The organism is Xanthomonas prunicola (assembly GCF_025266575.1).
Classification (GTDB): Bacteria; Pseudomonadota; Gammaproteobacteria; order Xanthomonadales; family Xanthomonadaceae; genus Xanthomonas; species Xanthomonas prunicola.
In genome coordinates this window covers 4,659,496-4,676,296 of the sequence record NZ_CP096142.1, presented here as the reverse complement: position 1 = coordinate 4,676,296, position 16,801 = coordinate 4,659,496, and the positions used below count along the sequence as shown (strand labels likewise).

Sequence of the window (16,801 nt, the reverse complement as noted above, 5' to 3'; positions counted from 1 at the left end):
GTCGCATTTGGCGACAGCGCATGCGGAAAACAGCATGTTTCGCAACTGAACGATCGTGCGTCGATGGCTTGACCGCGCTCGAGCCCGCACGCGTGCGCACTGCTGTGCGGCGATTAGGGGTGCGGATGAAGACGGGAAGGATCGGGGCATCGTCCTCGATGCGCCGCGCAGGTGATCAGGTCAAAGCACGTGACCCGCGGCGCACATCACGGCGCCGGTGCGGCTGGCGCTGCTGCGGTGCGATTCCAGTCCGGCGTTGGCGTTTGCTGCATCCAGCGCGCGAAAAAATCCAGTAGACGGCGCCTGCCGTAATCGCCACCGGCACCGTGGTCGCCGCCGGGCACGACCAGCAGATCGAAATCCTTGCCGGCCTTGATCAAGCGGTCGGCGACCTGGAAGGTGCTGGCCGGGTCCACATTCATGTCCATATCGCCAGTGACCAGCAACAGATGCCCCTGCAGCCGCGCGGCGTTCTCTACGTTCGACGATTCGGCGTACCAGGGGCCTACCGGCCAGCCCATCCACTGTTCGTTCCACCAGATCTTGTCCATGCGGTTGTCGTGACAACCGGAATTGGCCACACCCGCCACATAGAACTCTGGATGAAACAGCAGCGCCCCCAAGGCGTTCTGCCCGCCTGCCGAGGTGCCGTACACGCCGACACCGCCGTCGATGTCATACCACGGGTAGTGCGCGGCGGCCGCCTTGTGCCAGGCGATACGATCCGGCAACCCGGCGTCCTTGAGATTGCGCCAGGCCACATCGTGGAAGGCGCGCGAGCGGTTGTTGGTGCCCATGCCATCGATGGACGCCACCGCAAACCCCAGCCCGGTGAGTGACGGCGTGGCGGTGGTAAAACGCTTGGGGACGAACGCGCCCTGCGGACCGGCATAGATATCTTCGATGACCCGGTAGTGCTGCTGCGGATCGAGCTGCTGCGGGCGATAGATGACGCCCCAGATCTCGGTCTTGCCATCGCGCCCGGCGGTATGGAACGGCAGCGGCGCTTGCCACCCTGCCGCCAGCAAGCGGCTTAGGTCGGTGCGCTCCACGGTGCGTGCCAGGCTACCATCTGCGCTGCGCCGCAGCTCCAGTACCGGGCCCAGATCCACACGCGAATACAGGTCCAGCATCCATGTTCCATCCGGCGAATAGCGCACCTCATGATCGGCAGCCAGCGGCGTCAGTGCAGTGAGCCCGCTGCCATCCAGGCCGATGCGATAGGCGTGGCGGTAATACGGGTCCTCGCCGGGCTGCATGCCGGAGGCAGTGAAGTACACCTGCCCTGCGGCTTCGTCGAGACGATCGAGCTTGCGCACCACCCACTCGCCACGGGTGATCTGACGGATCACCTTACCGCTGCGACCGTCGTACAGATAGAGCTGCTCCCAGCCATCGCGCTCGGACGCCCACACGATCTGTGCGCCATCGTCCAGATCTTGGCGTGCGTGCTTGCCGCCGTTTTCATGCTCGCCGCTGAGCTCGGAGTATTCGATGAAGGTGGGGGATGTTTCGTCGATCAGCGTGCGCGCGGCGGCCGTGCGTGCGTCTACTTCGATCACCCGGTACAGCTGGTGGCCGCGTGCGTTGTATTCGAAGGTGAGCCCGCGGCTGTCCTTCCACCAGACCATCTCGCTCAGGGTAAAGGCATTGGGCAGCAAGGTCATCGCTACCGGATGCGCAGCGAGCGTGGCGACGTCGAACAACACCGGTTGCATCACCGGCAATACATCGCCCGGCTTGGGGTAGACCTGCTGATGCAACTTCGGTTGCACCTGATCGGCTGGCGCCGATTCGATGTAATACACCCTGCGCGGCGGTGGCGCCTTGACCCGATACGCAGCCAGATGCTGCGAATCCGGCGACCACACCACGCTGTCGAGTGCGTAGTAATCCTCGGCGCTGCCATCGTGGCTGAGCACGCTGTGCTCGTGACTGCCGACCGGCGCGATGACCAGATTGGCCTGCTCCACCCAGGCCCGCCAACGGCCATCCGGCGATAGTTTGGCCTGGCGTTCGCCCTGCTTGAGCGGCAGGCGCATGTCCATCGATTCGGCCGGCACGTCGCGTTCGGGCACATGCGTGCAGCGATAGCGCAGCAGATCGCATTGCCAGCCCAGCCTCGCCAACTGGAAGCTCAGGCGCTGCTGTTCCAGGGTGGGCACCTCAAGTTGCAGTCGCGCTGCGTCGACCGCCTTGGCACCGGCCTGCGTCAATGCTGCGGCCAGCCGCGCGTGATCGAAGGCCAATGTGTTGCGGCCGCTGGCCGCCTCCACCAGGCGGTATTCGATGGCCGGCGCCTGGCGACTGCGCGCCACCCCACGCCGATACAGAAAATGTCCTGCATCCACCCACACTGGTGCCGCGGGCTGCCGGTCCACCAGCGAGGCGTAATGATTGGACAAGCCCAGTGCCTGCGTGTATTGCGCAGACGTGGGCGCGGCCACAGGCGCTGCAGTCACTGACAGGATCGGCATGAGCGCGAGAGACACGCACCACGCTGCGATGGTGCGCAAGCGCATGGCGGGGATGTGTGGCACCTGCGACCTCATGGAATGAGTGGAACGAGAACTTGGCATTGATGGACGATGGCCGAGCCCGTGACTGCAATCGCTGCGAAAGACACAAGCGATGTACGTTGCGGCAGCTCGCTAGGGAGTCACGGTGCGCTGGCAACCTGCATCCGAACCTTTGCTTGCCGTGTGGTGTGGAGCGCGTCAGGGCGGTTGAAAAAACGGGTGCGCATTCGCGACGTACATGCGTGCGGTCGATGAAATCCAAATCGTCATACACCGCGCCAGTGCGCTCCGCTGCCTGCGCACCGTCAGCATCGGTGCGACTGCCGCACACTGCGCTGTGTCAGCTGTTTCACGGCGCATCGCAACGCTTGCTGTCGGCGGCAGTAGCAGCTGGCAGGCGTTGTGGCTGTGGTGCCAGCACTTCCCATTCCTGTACCGCCAGCGCAGCGTAGCTGGCCGCGTTGCCGGAGGCATCCATCACCACGCGCACGCAGCGCGTTGTCACCGGCGCGAACGACACCGCTTCATCGTGATCGGTGCGCGTGCCATACCCATCGCTGGGCTGCACCGGCTGCCATCGCCCAGCGTGCCGGTATTCCAGATGCCAGCGCGCTGGCGGCGCCACGCCGACGTCGGCACCTGCGGGGTGATCGGCCCAGAACACGATGCGCGTGCGATCCACGGTGATCGGTTGCGCCCAGCTGTATTGCAGCCATTGCTGCGGTGGATTGTTGTCCGTCCAGCTGGCCCACATCTCCGGCGGCAATGGATTGGCTTTGACGATGCCGTCGTTGAGCGCGGCGATCCAGTACTGCACCGGGATATCCGGACCATTGGACGCGGTTGCGTAGGCCGATGGCGCTTGATTGCGCGTGGGCGGCGCCGGCGGCATGGCGCGCCGCGTCGGCACGACGGTGCGGATGCTGGCCGGTTGGGTGCTGTCGTCCCATTCCAGCCGGTCGATGGCCACACTGCGGCGGAAATGTCCGCCGCCCTGCGCGTCGGCAGTGTGGTACACCAGATACCACTGCCGTTGAAATTCAATGATGCCCGGATGCGAGGTGGTGGAGGACACCGGCGGCAACACGATGCCGCGGTACGTCCACGGGCCCAGCGGGGTTGGCGCGCTCGCATAGGCAATGCATGCGTGATACAGCGTGGGCGTGCATGGCGAAAGACGACCGGCGTTGTTGGCCGCGTACGCCAGGTAGTAGGTGCCGTTGCGCTTGAACAGCCAGGGCGCTTCGAAATAGCCGTCCAGCGTGTCCACCAGGACCGGCGTCCCCTTGAAGGTGACCATGTCGCGCTGCAGCTCCACGCCATACAACGCGCCGAAGGTGCCCCAGTACAGATACACCCGTCCGTCATCGTCGACCATCACGGTCGGGTCGATGTTCTGGATATCGTTGCGCCCCGGCACCGACTGCGAGACCACCGGACCTTGCGGATGTGCATCGGTCCACGGGCCGAGTGGACTATCGGCCACCGCCACGCCGATCGCGAAAGGATCGTCGTTGGGCGAATCGCGCTGCTGCACCGGCGCATACAGGTAATAGCGCCCATCCGGGCCCTGCACGATCTGGGACGCGTAGGCATACCGCTTGTCTGCCCAGGCAAAGACGTGCTGGGGCCGAAGAAAATCGCGGTAGTGGGTCCACTCACCGCTGCCCGGATCGCTGCTGACGAACAGTTGCCAGCCAGGCATGACGAAGGCATTGAGATTGGGAGCGGCGGTATCGCGACCGGCAATGATGTACAGCTTGCCGTCGGCCACCAGTGGCGCAGGGTCGGCGGAATATGCGCTGCCGTCGGCGAGGATGGGATTACCGGATGAGTGCAGCGGCGTTCCCTGCGGCGGCTGCATGGCACAGGCCGGAGCGCTGGCCAGCAACAACCCGCAGGCCAGCACCAGCAAACATGAGAACGGACGCATCATGGCGTCGCCGCCTTGATCTGCAACACCAGGGGCACCGACACTTTCCGGGTGGGTGCACGCCCTTGCGCCGTACCGGTGAGCTGGATCTGCCCAGGCTGTGCGTAACGCGCGGCTGGCAATGTGGGCCATTGCACCGGCACGCGTTCACGTGAGCCGTCGTTGTATTGCACCGTGACAAAGCCCGGTAGCGTCGGTGCATGCCCGACCACCGCAGTCACCGTCGGCAACGGCTGCACGGTGTTGATCTGCCCGGGCGGGGTTGCGCGTACCCAGATGGTGGCCTTGACGGGAATCGCGCCTTCGACCAGGCCTTGCAGTTCCACCGCACCTTCGCGGCCCAGGCGGCTGGCGGCCAGCTCGGACCACTGCACCGCCACCGGCAGCACGCTGCCATCGGCAAAGAACGCGGTGATCTCCTGCGGCAGCGTCGGCGTCTGACCGGGAGCCGTGCGTAGATCGATCGTCTCCATCTGTTTGGGCAACTCAGATAGCGCCTGCCATTCGTCCACGCCAATGGCGGCGTGCCCGTTGGCCGTAGTCTGGGTCGTCAATACCACGCGCAGCCCGGTGGTCACCACCGGCGCAAAGCTGGCGGTGCTCGCCGCGCCGGTGGCCGCCGCCGCAATCGGATACCCGCTCTTGCTGACGATGTCCTGCCAACGTCCGTCCTGCAGCATCTGCAACTTCCAGCCGGCAGGCGCGCCCACCCCGCCGTTGGGCTGATCGTTCCACAGGTAGAGCGCACTGGACGATAGACGCACTGGACGCGGCCACTGATATTGCAACCACACCGTTGCGGGCTGGTCGAGCCCATAGCTGCCCCAGCGCAGGCTGCCACTGGGAAAACTGCCCGGCTGTGGAATGAAACCATCGTTCAAGGCCTGCACGCGGTACTGCATCCCGGTGAGTTGCGCACTGACGCTGGCCATGGCCTGCAACGCAATGCTCTGCAGTGGGCGCGAGGCCGGTGCGTTGACCTGCACATCGGCATGCCCCATCAGTGCCCCATCGTTGGCAACCAGACGCAAGGTGTACTGCCCGGCACGGGTGAAACGCACCGAGGTCTGCAGCGCAGCCGCATCGGCAAACACCGCATCGCCGCCTTCCGGTGCCTGCTGCACGCGCCAGCGGGCCTGCAGCGTGCCATTGGGCAAGCCGTCATCGCCGACGCGCGCCTGCACCACCATCGCGCCATCAGCACCCGGCGTGTCCAACTGCCATGCCTGCACCTGCGGCGGCGTATTGCCCGCAAACGCCGGCGCCGGCAAGCCGCTGTCGAACAGCTGGATTTCCTTGATGCCGGTGCGCGCCGTGCCAGCATGGGTCACCACCACGCGCAGCGCTGCGGTATGGATTGCCGGAAAGCGCACCCGATTGCGATTGCCTTCCGCCATCGTGGCATCGCGCACCTGCCCGGGAACGTTCTTCCACGCCCCGCTGCTGTCCTGATATTGCACGGCGTAGATCCACGGTGCTGCGTAGCCAGGCTGCGTTCCGGACGGAAAGCCGTTCTGATCACCGCCCGGCGACGAGCTGCGATAGAAGTACAGCACCACTTGATCCAACGTCCGCATGCCGCCCAGGTCCAGTGCGATCCAGTCGCTGGCCGACGGCGAGCCTGCGGTCCCCCAGAACGGCGTACTGGCAGTACTGCCATCTACTGCCGCCGTTGCCGGCAACCCCGCTGCGGCAAAACTGGCGCTGACACGTGCACCCTGTGCCAGGTTGCGGCTATTCGCTGGCGGCAACGTCACATCCACGCCGGCCTTGGCCAGGATCTGCGCGATCCGCGTGCCGGCAGCGAACGACACCTGCGTGATCGAGGCCACTGTTGCAGGATGGGCTTGGAGCACTTGCGCGGCGCCATTGCCATTGACCGCATCCGGCGCGGCGCTGACCTGTCCGCTGGTCGGGTCGTAGATCACGTGTGCCAGCCGATCCACGCGGAATGCCAGGCGGCCATCCAGATAGACGCTATAGCCCTTCGGGATGCGCCCGCCGTAGTGGCTGCCATCGCGATCCCAGACGATGCTCAGATTGCGGTCGCGATAGCGCAGATTGTCGGCGGCAAAATGATCCCAGCCGATATCGATCGGATACAACTCGATCTTGCCGTCGCTGCGCGGGCGAAAGCCCATCGCATCCTCGATCATGGTGAAGTTGGTCGCGCCCAGCTGGGTGTGGTGGATCCACGAGCGGTAACCGATCTTGCCGCCACGGCTGGCACTGCCCTTGGCCCAGAATTCGTTCTGATCCGGATAGCGGTTGTCGCCATTGATATAGGGCGCCCAGGCGTTCCAGTACAGCAATTTGCGATAGCTCTGCGCGTTCAAATACGGACTGGGGTAATCGCGCAGTGCCGAGCCGAACAAACGGAATGCCACGGTCGCATTGATGGTGGAAAAATTATTGCTGCCCACATCCGAGCCGCTGCCGCGCGCCTGCATGTCCACCTGGTTGGCCGTGTAGAACGGAAACAGCGGGTACTGCGCTGCATCGGCGAACAGCCGCAATGCACGCACATACTTGGGGTCGTAGTCGGCATCGCCCTGCTTGGGCATCAAACCGACGCTGAAGGGATAGTAGTTGTTGGTTTCCTTCCAATCGACCGCCAGCCGCGGGCCGCTGGCCTGGCGATGCTTGAGCAGGTCGCCATACAGGCCGACCGAATCGGGGGTGCCACTGTGATCCTGCCACAACACCTCCAGCGTGGCCTTGCGGATGCGGCGCGCAGTGGCCTGCATGCGCTGCGCAGTGGCGGTATCGCCGGCGAGCGTTGCGGCCTGCGCTGCCGCCTGCGCGTTGGCGTAGACGTAGGCACTCTCGGTGCGGTCCATGCGGATCTGGCCATGCTGGTCGGCCCAATCGAACGACACCGCATCGGCATCGTTACCCGTCATCGCCGCCCAGTCGTATTCGATCAAGCCGTTGTGATTGAGATCGTAGGCGGCCAGCACGCCATCCACGTCACCGCTGCCATAGCGTGCCAGCTTGCCCGCCAGCGCCACCGGCCCGCCGTGGATCTGCATCGACCGCCATGCAGCGGCAGTGATGTATTGCGCGTAGGAATTGGACCAGTTCTCCGGCGAGCCGGGGTTGTCGGTGTACTTGCCGCCGCCGGCGGTTTCGCCCGCGCTGAGCCAGGTGCCATAGGCGTACAGCGGATTACGCAGGTATTTCAGATCGTCCAGGAACATCCCGGCCGTTAGCACGATGGCATTGTCGTAGCCAAGCACGCCCTCGATGGCCACCGGAAACTGGTAGTCGTTGCCGGGGACGTTGGCATCGAGAAAGTTGAAGCGCAGCACCCACCAGCGATAGAACAGGCTCTTGCTGATGTTCTCGTTGGGCGTATCCAGGTACGGCAGGTTGTCCACCCACCAGTGGTTATAGCTGGCCACGTGCTGCTGGTAGGCCTGCTGCGGTGTCTGCGCGGCAATGCGCGTGTACTCGGCGCGCGCTTCGGGCAACTCGCGGGTGAGCATGCCGAGCTGCAGCTTGATTGCCGCGGTTTCGCCGCTGGCGGGGATGTCCATCTCGCGAACCAGGCGTTGCCCCTCGACATGGAATCCATCGCCGGAAAGACGCGGGAAGACCGTCGTGATGGCGTTATAGGCGTCGAATGCGCCGGTCAGCTCATTGCCATCGGCATGCTGCGCAATCGGCGACACGGCTTGCAACGATACCGTGTGCGCCGCCCCATCCAGACTCGACAGCACGACGCTGGCGACCGCCACGTTCTGCTCGGTGATGTACTTGACCAGCCGCATGCGCACGCCTACGCCGGCATCTTCGAACACCGTTGTGAAATAACTCGGTGTCTGCCGCCGCTGCTGCGAACGCTCCTTCCATTGGACATGTCGCTTGCCCAGCGTGGCGTAGATGCGGAACATCGCGTCGTAGTCGGTGGAATGCCAATACGCCACCTGCCCCACGAATCCCGGCGCATCAGGCGCGTGATACGTCAGATATGCGGCGCGACCACGGGTAAACAGCCAGTCGTTCCGATCCTCGAAGCCGCCGCCGGTTCCCTCGCGCACCAGCATGCGGTCGATCCAGAAATCATTGCCCGGCGCCTGCCCTGCCCCATGCGCAACATCGGCAGCGTAGATCCTCGCCAGGTGCCCGCCCGGCGCAAACGGCACGGCGCTGTCGGGCATCGGGTGGTCCAGGCCGCGAAACAGCGGCTCGCCGATCATTGCGTTGGGCTGAGCGATCGGCGCTTCCTGTGCGGCTGCAAGTGGCCAACCAAGCATGATGCATGTCCACAACAGCGCTGCAGCGCCGCTGCGCCGGGTCAAGCGCAACCAGCGCCGGTGCCGAGCCAGGAACGACTTCCAGCGTAAATCCCTCATGCATCCATCCCTTTAGCGTGCAAAACAGCGCGATCGATGCGGCGGCTGGCGCGCATCGGACAATAGACAGCTGCACTACTCCCCCACTGCATCGCAACCGTTGTACTGCAGCCCGCCTCACCATAGTTGTTTGCGCTGGCAACACCTGCGTCAATACGAAGTGCAGCGATGCAAAGCGAACACCTCCGCGTCCCCCTCACATCCGCCCGACGACTGCCCGCTCTGTTTTGCTAGCCGCGTCTAAAACTCCACTCGTAGCCGGCTCCAGAAATACCGCCCCAGCGTGTCATACGTGCTCGCTTCGGTATTGGCCGCATTGGAGTAGCTGTAGAACCGTGGGGGCTTACGGTCGCCCAGATTGTCGACACCCACCGCCAGCGTGCTGTGCAGCGATGCAATCTTCCGGCTCAACGAGGCGTCGTGATACACCACCGAGCCGATCCGGAAATAGGCGCAACTGCCATCGGCATTGGTGTCGGCGCAGAAATTTTCGTACTGGCTACCGTTGACGGTACGACCCAGGTAGCGGGTGTTCCAACTCGCATGCCACGGGCCTTTGTCCCAGGCCAGATTAGCGACCGCACGCCAGCGCGGCATGTTGCCCCAACTGGAATTTTCGCCAACGTAGTTATGCGCATCGCCCGCAAAGCGATAGCTGGAAAAGAACGTGGCATCCAGCCCGGCCACAAATGCGCCCCAGGCGGTCTCGGCCAACGTGTAATGGATGCCGGCGTCGTAACCGCGAATATCCACCTTGCCACTGTTGTACGCGAACGGCACCGACACACGCGTCAGCTGGCCCGCGGCATCGCGTTGAATCAGCGGGCAGAACGCGGTTTCACTGCCGTCGAAGCAATCGCTGACCACTTGTTGCAAGCCGACACCGCTCAGCATGTCGTCCAGCACGACTCGCCAGCTGTCCACGTTCAGCGATAACCCACGTATCTGATCCGGATCGTAGACCAACCCGAGGTTATAGGAACGGCCACGCTCGGGCTTGAGCTTGAAGCCCACATTGTTGGCGCCGGAGGTCACTACATTGAACTGCGCGGCGTTGGTGAAGCTGCCATCGTTGGGCACATTGGCGCAGGCCGGATTGCCACCGCCGACGTAGCCGTTGCAGGGGTCCCTGAAATCGTCGGTGGTGTCGATCACGCCATTGAACGGGGAGCCATACAAATCGCCCAAGGCCGGCGCCCGGAAGACCTGCGAGCCGGTGGCGCGCATCAATAGATTCGCGATCGGCCGCCATTCGATCGCGACCTTGCTGTTGGTGGTGTTGCCCCAGGCGTCGTACTTGGAATAGCGCGATCCGAGATTCAGGTTCAAAACATTGGCGAGCGGCACATCCTTCAGCAGCGGCACCAGCAATTCTGCATAGGCTTCCCTGACCGACTCGTCGCGCCCCTGTTTGAGGATGCAGCCGTCGTTGTAGTCGCAATTGCCATCGGCATCGGCCGCAGCGACCGCGCTGCTGGTGCCCTGGGCGAACTTGTTGGTGCGATAGACCAGGCCGACCGCGGCCTGCACCGCGCCGGCTGGCAGTTTGAACAGATCGCCATTGGCGCTGATATCGACAAAGCGCATCTGGCTCTTGTCGATCAGATCCACCGCCAACTGGGTGCCTCGCAATGCGGCGATGGTGGCCGGATCGTTGGGATTGAAGACGTTGATCGGCGTACAGCCGGCAATCACCGCACCGGGCGCGCCGCACTTGACCACTCCATCGCTGTCCAGGAACGACGCGCCGACTGCGTTATTCAACGTGGAAGTCACCGAGAACCCGGTGCGTACCAAGGTGTCCTTGTAGTTCGCATAGCCTGCTGCCGCATCCCACTGCCAGCTACTATCGGCGACGCGCCCACGCAGACCGGAAACGATGTTGGTCTGGAACATGGTGGAGGTGTAGACGCGCGTATTGGCCTGCGGGGAGCGCAGATAGTAGGCGTCCAGCTGGTCGCCGAACGGATTGTAGTAGTTGTCCACCGCATCCGGCATTTCCGGCCCGTAGGCATCCAGGCGCGAGACCGTCTTGCTGCGCGTCCAGAAGACATCCACATAGGCCTGCACCGCCGGGGTCACGTCGAAACTGCCGTGCAGGGAGGCGTTGGTGCGTTCGATTGGGGTGATCAGGTACTGCGCGTCGTAGACGTTGTAGCTGTCGGTGGCGCGGCTGTAGGGGCGAAAGGCCTCTTCGCCGACCGGCCCCGGCGCGACGCCGTCCACCGGCGTCAGCACGCGCCCGTCGGTCAGGAAGGCACGGGTATTGGCGCCGCGCACTTCGCTGACGCGGCCATCGAGAAAGACCACGTCCTTGGCGGCATAACCGCGGTCACGATTGAACACCGGGTTCATCGAGTTGCGACTAAGCCCCAGGATCAGCCCACCGCGATCCCAGGTCTTGCCCCATTCCAGCCCGAGCGTGCGCCGGTTGGCATCGCCATGCGTGCTCTGCGCGTAGTCCACGGTGGCAGCAACGCCATCGTATTTGTCCTTGAGAATGACATTGACCACGCCACCGATCGCATCGGAGCCGTACACCGACGACGCACCGTCGGTGAGCACTTCCACCCGTTCCACCATCGCCGCGGGGATTGCATTGACGTCCACGCCGGGTGCCGAAGCCACACTACTGGCAGGTCCGGCCATGCGATGGCCGTTGACCAGCACCAGCGTACGCTCAGGCCCAAGATTGCGTAGCGACACCAGCGCGCGGCCGTGACTGAAGTTGGAATTGAGCGCCGGCCCGGCCTGGAAGCCGGCCATCATCGGCAAGCGCTGCAGCAGCTGCCCCAGTGTGCTCTGCCCGCTGTCTTCGATGCGCTGGCGGTCGATCACCACCACCGGGCTGGCGGTTTCGGCATCGACGCGGCGCAGATGGGTGCCGGTGACGTTGATTTGATCCAACGTCTGGGTGGCATCGTCTGCGCCATCGCTACGCTGCTGCGCCGCGGCCGGCACCGAGGTGACGGCTAGCGCGAACATCAGCGCGTTAGCGAGCATGGTGATCTGCAAGGCAAGGCGCTTAGAAGCAACAGCAGTGCGGCTGGGCGACATCGGAAATCCTTGTGCTGGCACAGGCAATGGCCCACCTGCGTGCACGGCCAAGCCGCGCTGGCACAGCGCACAGATGGGAGATCGATCACGACAGAGACTGCAGCGGCGGCCTGCCGTCTCAACAGCAGGTATCTACGAATGCAAGGACGGCAACTGCAACGACACTGCTCTCCCCTGAGAGCGCGTGCCTTGGCATACACGCGTTGCGTTAAAAAATCTTGCGGCAACACCGCCGCGCCGTCTTGACGAATTTAGTCGGACCACATGCGGAAAATCGCGTGCTTGCGCCTGTTTCCGGGTATGCCTGCATTGCCTGAGCAGCGACATGTCGACACGGCCACCCGATGTGCCCTGGTCTCTTGTGAACAACCACAGCGCGTGCACGCGCACGGCGCTGTGGCGCGCGATAGCTGCAGCTCCATCGCAGCAGCTTCGCCGCGTGATCATCGCACCGCTGGGCTCACACGTACCAAGCCTGCACCTTCACCAATGCAGCAGCGCCGGGCAAGGCCACGCGATCTGCATGCGGGCCTTGCGGTCGCACCGGCGTGCCATCCACTAGCACGCGTTGCAGGCGCGTGCCTGCGGGTACACGCAGGGTGAGCCAGGTGCGTTTGGGTGCGCGCTCCGGCAACTGCACATCGGCACTGATGCAACGCGCCGCAGCATCGTTGCGCAAGGTTAGCGTGACCGTCCCCCAGCGCGTTGGCGCAGCGGTGATGCCCACGGGCGCGCCGCTGCCCAGCCATGCGCGAGGTACCGCACGGGCAAGAAACAACTGCTCACCCACGCTGTCGTCGCTGACCAACATCCAGCGCAGCAGCAGCGGGATGGTCATCTGCGCGGGCATGCAAAACAACGGCATGCCACCGGTGATGCCGCTGACCTCGCCGGCCGTCCAGCTGCCGCGCGTGTGCACCTGATAGCGGTGCGCGTAGACGAACAGCAGATATTCTTCGATGCGATCCAGCCGTAGCAGTTGTTGCGCATAGCCATAGGAAATGAAACCGAGCAGATCGCGGCTGCCCGGCTCCGGCGGCGCGATATTGGCAACCACGCCAATGCTGGTGCCGCCATGGCCGCGCACGCAATCGATCACCAGGTTGGCCAGATCGTCCGGCAACACATCGGCCTGCAGCAGCTCGGCATACGCACGGTGCGGCCATTGCTGTTCGCTGGGCTTTTCCTGCAGCAGCGATTGGCGGAAGGTCAGTTTGGTGCCGGGCAACGGCCCCACATACGGCGGCGAGAGATCGCGACGCACATTGGCCCGCAGGCTGGCCTGCAGTCTTGCACGCAGTTGCGTCGCGCGGCGCTGCCACCGGGTCGCCTGGCCCGTGTCGCCACCGAGCGTGCTCCACACCTGTGCGATGTCTTCCCAGCCGCGGATGGCCAACGCGCTATTGGCGTAATACGGCTTCCACCATAGCGATGGATCGGGAAACAGGCAGGCATCGGATTCGTTCCAACCGTGCAGCAGGCCATGGCCCTGTGCGGTGCGCGGCAACGCCAATGCCTGGTCGTGCAAGGCGCATAACACCTGCGCGGTGGTGGCGATCTTGGGCAGCAAGCGACGCAGCCGTGGCGCATCGCCGGTGTAACGCAGATAACGCGCCAGCAACGACAAGGTCAGCCCGAATTGCCCCACTTCCGGCCCGCGCATATTCGGCAAGCCATCGTCCTGTACGAACGCATCGAAGTAATTGTCCAGCACCGCCGCGGCTTGTGCGAAACGCCCCCACTCCAGATTGGCGTAAAACGAGCTGGTAAACGTGTCCTGGAAACCATCGTATTCGTTGCCGTAGTAGTCGCGCTCCACCGCGCCGTACTTCGGGTAGTCGCCACCGGGGCGCACTACCAGCTCGCGCGCGAACGCGAACTGGGCCATGTCATTCCAGCTCGCATCGGGCAATTGCGCCTGCACCGTGCCGTCCAATGCCTGCTGCCAATACGCAGCGAAATCGATCAACGCCGCATAGAACTGCTCGGCAGTGGCCGCCGTACGCACGTCGCCGAATGCGGGATAGCTGTGCGTGTAGTGCACTGCCACGATCTGCCCGCCGCGGACCTGCATCGTGCGGTGCCAGGTCTGCACAACAAAGCGGTCGCTGGCACGCACATCGGCAAACACCAGCACGTCGTACCAGGCATCGGCCTCGCCCTCGCGGCGCATCACCTTGCGCACCGCCGGCATCCAGCCACCCAACATGCCTTCTTCGCGCCGTTTGATCAGCGCCTCCTCGCCAAGTTCGGTGAAGGCATGTTCCGGCCGCGAAGTGCGGCTGCGGCCATTGGGCAGGATCGGCATGGTGTCCAGCGCTTCGCGCGTACCGACGAAGGTGGTCCACGGCCAGCGCCCACCGTTGTCCTTGGGGTCGAGCAAGGACGCCGGCGGCGGCGCCACATCGCGCACCTGTGCTTCGTCCGGGTCGCCATCACGCAGCAGGCGGTCGGCCAGCAGGTCGGCATCGGCCATCGCCACCTGGGCCAGCGGCAGCCCGAAGTATGGCTTGCCCTCGGCCGGATAGGCCGGCTCGGTGCGCTTGTCCAGCCGCAGCATGCCGCTGTCGCTCCACAACGTGAGCTGGCCCTGCGCGTCGTCCAGATGCTCGTAGACTGTCCAGTGCTGCTGCAGGTGAGTGAAGCTGCACAGCGTACTGCCGACATGCGCCGCCGAAGGCAGCGGTTCTAGGCGGGGAAGTGCGTGCGCGGGCAGCGCCGTTGCAGCGGCGGCAGTGGCCGGCATGACCAGTGCGGCACCCGCACCAACCGCCGCAGTGGCCGCCATCCCCTGACGCAGAAAGGTTCTACGGTCCATCGGTGCGCCCTCAAATGATCGTTGCCCATCGTGCGCGCCTTCACGCGGCACGTCTTGTGACAGCGGTCAGACACCCGTGCGGAAATCTGCACATCGCCACGGCGCGTGGACGGCTTGCCGTTGTGCCCGCAGCAGCCCTGGATGCGCCAGACCGCCAGCACTCCCCAGCACGCGGCGCGCTGTCGCAGCATCTGAGGCGCGCGCGCGATGCTGGCCTTGTTGCACCACTGCCGCGACGTGCCATCGACCAGTGGTGCACCACTCAATGCGTCAGCGCTTCGCATTTTAGTCCATCGCACGTGGCACCGGCCGCATCCATCACCAGCGCTTGGCCTTGAATGCAAAATGGCGTGCGGCTGGCAGCGGTATGTGCTGCAGTGTTCGTGCAGCATGCGACGGCCACAGTTCGATCTGCATCAACCACCTCGGCTCACCCACCTCGATGGAGTGCTCCCCCCGCATGCATACGATCCTCGCTGGCAGTGAGCGCCACACCGCACCCTCGACCATCGAGACCGGACAACCGCCGCAGGACGAACGACTGCGTGTCCTACTCGCGGTGCGCATGCCGGCGTTGAATGCCGCTGCCGATATGCTGCTGCAACTGCAGCCCAATACGCTGCCGGTTGCATTGACGCGCGCGGAGTTCAGCGAACGCTTCGCCGCCAGCGCGGCAGATCTGCAGGCCGTTGCCGACTTTGCCGCCAGTTATGGCCTAGCGGTCGAACGTTCGCATGCAGACAGCGGCACCGTCATTCTTGAAGGCACCGTGCAGCAGTGCGAAGCCGCGTTCCAGGTCAGCCTGCGCGACTACGTACACGGCACAGTGCGCTATCGCGGCCGCACCGGCCCGGTGTCGATGCCGCAGGCAGGCATTAACCGGCATCGTCACCGCCGTGCCGGGGCTGGACGCGCGCCCGCAGGCGCAGACGCTGCCAAGCGCGCCTGACGCAACCTCCCCCCTACCAACCGCGACGCGACCGCCCGCGCCGGTAGCGCCGGAGGGTAGCCCGATCATGCAGTACGCGCCGCCGCAGCTGGCGCAGCTATACGGCTTTCCCGAGCACGACGGTAACGGGCAGTGCATCGGCATCATCGTGCTGGGTGGCGGCTATGCACGCGAGCAGATGGCCGCCTATTTCGCGCAGTTGCACGTCCCCATGCCGACGCTGGTGGATGTGCTGTTGCACGGTGCCACCAACACCGTCAGGCATGGCAATGCAAATGCCGATGTCCAAGCGCAGATGGATATCCAGATCGCCGGGACACTCGTGCCGGGTGCCAAACTTGTGGTGTATTTCGCGCCCAACACCGACAACGGCTTTCTGGAAGCGATCAACGCCGCTATCCACGACACCGAGCATTCCCCGGGAATCATCGCCATCAGCTGGGGCTTCACCGAATCGCAATGGACGCCGCAATCGCGCCAGGCCTACGACCGTGCGTTTCAGGCCGCCGCATTGATGGGCATCACCGTGTGCATTGCCGCTGGCGACGATGGCGCCAGCGACGGGCAGCCAGGATTGAACGTCTGCTTTCCCGCATCCAGCCCGTTCGTGCTCGCCTGCGGCGGCACTCGACTACAGCTGACGGCGGACAGCGCCAACGAGCAGGCATGGGCGAACGGCGGCGGCGGAGAAAGCAGGTTCTTTGCATGCCCGGCCTGGCAGAAGGATCTGCATCTCACCGATACACCGCATCAGTCACGCCAGCTGCGCATGCGCGGCGTCCCCGACGTGGCGGCCAACGCCGATGCGCAGACCGGTTACTACCTGTCGATCAACGGGCAACCCGCCGTGATGGGCGGCACCAGCGCCGCTGCACCGTGATGGGCGGCCTTGCTGGCGCGCATCTACGGCGCAAACCGCATGCAACCCCACTTCGTGCTACCGCGCCTGTACGGCCAACCTGACGCGTTCCGCGACATCGTCGCCGGTGACAACGCCGGCTTCCGCGCATCCACCGGCTGGGATGCCAACACTGGGTTGGGCGTGCCCGACGGCGCACGCTTGACCGATGCGCTGCGCCCCGACTGAGAACGACGCAGGGGTGCGGGCAGACAGCCGTCGCGGCAATCTGTATTGAGAGCGAGAACACCGATTCGCTGATTGCTCTG

5 protein-coding genes and 1 pseudogene are annotated in these 16,801 nt (G+C 64.5%); 1 reads left to right on the top strand and 5 read right to left on the bottom strand.

The annotated features are described in order from the left end of the window. Positions 1 to 206: 206 nt before the first annotated feature. The 5 genes from M0D43_RS19970 to M0D43_RS19950 form a co-directional block, all read right to left on the bottom strand. Complete coding sequence (locus tag M0D43_RS19970; RefSeq protein ID WP_260807516.1) at positions 207 to 2,552, bottom strand: S9 family peptidase; 2,346 nt, start codon at positions 2,550 to 2,552, stop codon at positions 207 to 209. A gap of 316 nt (positions 2,553 to 2,868) precedes the next feature. After that, complete coding sequence (locus M0D43_RS19965; protein WP_252162730.1) at positions 2,869 to 4,455, bottom strand: family 43 glycosylhydrolase; 1,587 nt, start codon at positions 4,453 to 4,455, stop codon at positions 2,869 to 2,871. After that, positions 4,452 to 8,810: an Ig-like domain-containing protein gene (locus M0D43_RS19960; protein WP_252162729.1), complete on the bottom strand. Its 4,359-nt coding sequence runs from the start codon at positions 8,808 to 8,810 to the stop codon at positions 4,452 to 4,454. Before M0D43_RS19960 ends, M0D43_RS19965 begins: the two co-directional genes overlap by 4 nt. A gap of 240 nt (positions 8,811 to 9,050) precedes the next feature. Continuing rightward, entirely contained in the window at positions 9,051 to 11,867 is a 2,817-nt protein-coding gene (locus M0D43_RS19955) for a TonB-dependent receptor domain-containing protein (RefSeq protein WP_252162728.1), read from the bottom strand. Between the two features lie 460 nt (positions 11,868 to 12,327). Continuing rightward, complete coding sequence (locus M0D43_RS19950) at positions 12,328 to 14,685, bottom strand: glucosidase family protein (RefSeq protein WP_252162727.1); 2,358 nt, start codon at positions 14,683 to 14,685, stop codon at positions 12,328 to 12,330. 460 nt (positions 14,686 to 15,145) lie between these two features. Between M0D43_RS19950 and M0D43_RS19945 the strand changes: the two are divergent. Next, positions 15,146 to 16,721: pseudogene (locus M0D43_RS19945) on the top strand (S53 family peptidase). Positions 16,722 to 16,801 lie beyond the last annotated feature (80 nt).